Below are 1,842 nucleotides of genomic sequence, written 5' to 3'. Positions count from 1 at the left end.
TATTAGCATTGATCGAGAGAATACAGAAAAGCTAGATAATCTCTCTACAGTTTTCTAAGCTGCCTATTCGGCAGTGAACACTTGATCGTAAGTTGCTAGTGATACGGCTTTTTTTCTAAGCTGCCTAGTCGGCAGTGAACATGAAAATGATTCTTATCACTTTGATGAATTTTTTCTAAGCTGCCTATTCGGCAGTGAACGTGTGAACTCGACAATGATCGCTATCTCACTATTTCTAAGCTGCCTATTCGGCAGTGAACTTCGAGCGCTGTGAGTTGCACAGGAATGGATTTTTCTAAGCTGCCTATTCGGCAGTGAACCAAACCATCACTATGGCAGCGTTTCATTGCTTTTTCTAAGCTGCCTATTCGGCAGTGAACCTACTAATGCCAAAGGCCTCACTGATATTGCATTTCTAAGCTGCCTATTCGGCAGTGAACGAATGAATGGCAATATCGCTGTCAAAAGTAGTTTTCTAAGCTGCCTATTCGGCAGTGAACTAGTGCATTAATAGCATCAGTAAAACCTTTCTTTTCTAAGCTGCCTATTCGGCAGTGAACGCAGAAATTCACAAGAAATTAAAAGCCAATGTTTTCTAAGCTGCCTATTCGGCAGTGAACATATATTAAGGCTCTGAGTAGCACCGCTAGCTTTTCTAAGCTGCCTATTCGGCAGTGAACAGTAAATTTTACACATAAAAATAAGTGAAAATCAAAGGTAGATGATCATTTTAATCAAAATACCAATGATTTTCACCAAGCATTTAAACAACTGATTTTATTTCAAATTTTTAAAGAGTAAAAATTATTGGTTAAAACTCAGGTACAGTAAAAAATGAATCCTTAGCATTTAGGCCATATGTTGTAAACCTTGCTTCTGTACTCTCAGAATCAACAACTGTCTTCTCAATAAACAATTTAAACATTTGATTTTTAGATAAACTTTTCATTTGAACATATGGCAAGTTTGTCATTTCCAGATCCATTGACTGATAAATTTTCAAAGCTTCTTCGTAGCTTACATCATGCCTTTTCGCATAACGACGAGCTAATCTTTGAGGATTTCCTTTAACCTGATGGCGCTGATAAACCGCATAACCATCAACTTTATCAGGTACAGGCTTAATAGACTGAATATGTACATAATCCATCAAACGAGACAACCATTTAGATAAATCTAAAACCTGTAATTCCTCATCTGTTTTGGCAAAGATTCTGAGTTTACTACCTAAAAATCCTATATTAGCTTTTTCATTGAATCGATATTCAGGCAATGAAACACCAAAACATATTTGATTGACATCATTTTTTTGCTCTACAAAAGCCAAATGAATTTGGGTATAAATCTTTGACCATAGCTCATACATTGTTATTTTTTTATTTTCCATGAGCGTTAACTCTATATAGAATTTCATTATTTCGCCCTCTTTAAACACGAATATCAGATACGTAAGCCAAGCCTTTTTTACCTATATAAAAAGCAGATACACCTGCATTATTTATTTTTTCTTCTAAATCTCGTGCTTCATCAAATGGAATATCCAACTGAATGGTTAATCGCCCTGATGTTTTCGTTAATAACTCAGTAACCTCACCTAGTCCTTTAACACGAGTTTTGAGCATATAAGGATTGCCCCAAATCACTTTTTTAGCCCCTGTTGTATAACGATCCATAAAATCTTTTTTAGTAAAACCTCGTTTCGATATACCGCTCAATCCGCCACTTTTAGTCATAACTTCAGATAAATCATACTTCTGATTTAAATATGCTAACTGAATATAAAGTGCAGCTGTATAAAAGCTAACTGGTGTAAATAATCCTTTCGTAGATAACTTAAAATCA

The 1,842-nt window shown here is 35.3% G+C and carries 2 protein-coding genes and 1 CRISPR repeat array; both genes read right to left on the bottom strand.

Annotated features, from left to right (window positions below; genetic code table 11):
• Positions 1-51: 51 nt before the first annotated feature.
• Positions 52-680: a CRISPR direct-repeat array (repeat unit 28 nt; unit sequence TTTCTAAGCTGCCTATTCGGCAGTGAAC).
• Positions 681-811: 131 nt separating this feature from the next.
• Positions 812-1,414 carry a type I-F CRISPR-associated endoribonuclease Cas6/Csy4 gene (cas6f, locus tag BZK14_RS00630; RefSeq protein WP_077924681.1) on the bottom strand — a complete coding sequence of 201 codons (603 nt, stop codon included), beginning with the start codon at positions 1,412-1,414 and terminating at the stop codon, positions 812-814.
• Positions 1,415-1,427: 13 nt separating this feature from the next.
• Positions 1,428-1,842 (bottom strand): type I-Fv CRISPR-associated protein Cas5fv (gene cas5fv, locus BZK14_RS00625; RefSeq protein ID WP_245831100.1); only part of this gene is annotated, 415 nt, incomplete at its 5' end.

Origin of the sequence: Wohlfahrtiimonas larvae (assembly GCF_002006755.1) — a bacterium.
Classification (GTDB): domain Bacteria; phylum Pseudomonadota; class Gammaproteobacteria; order Cardiobacteriales; family Wohlfahrtiimonadaceae; genus Wohlfahrtiimonas; species Wohlfahrtiimonas larvae.
The sequence above is the reverse complement of the archived record's forward strand: the minus strand, read 5'-3'. Positions and strand labels throughout refer to the sequence as shown.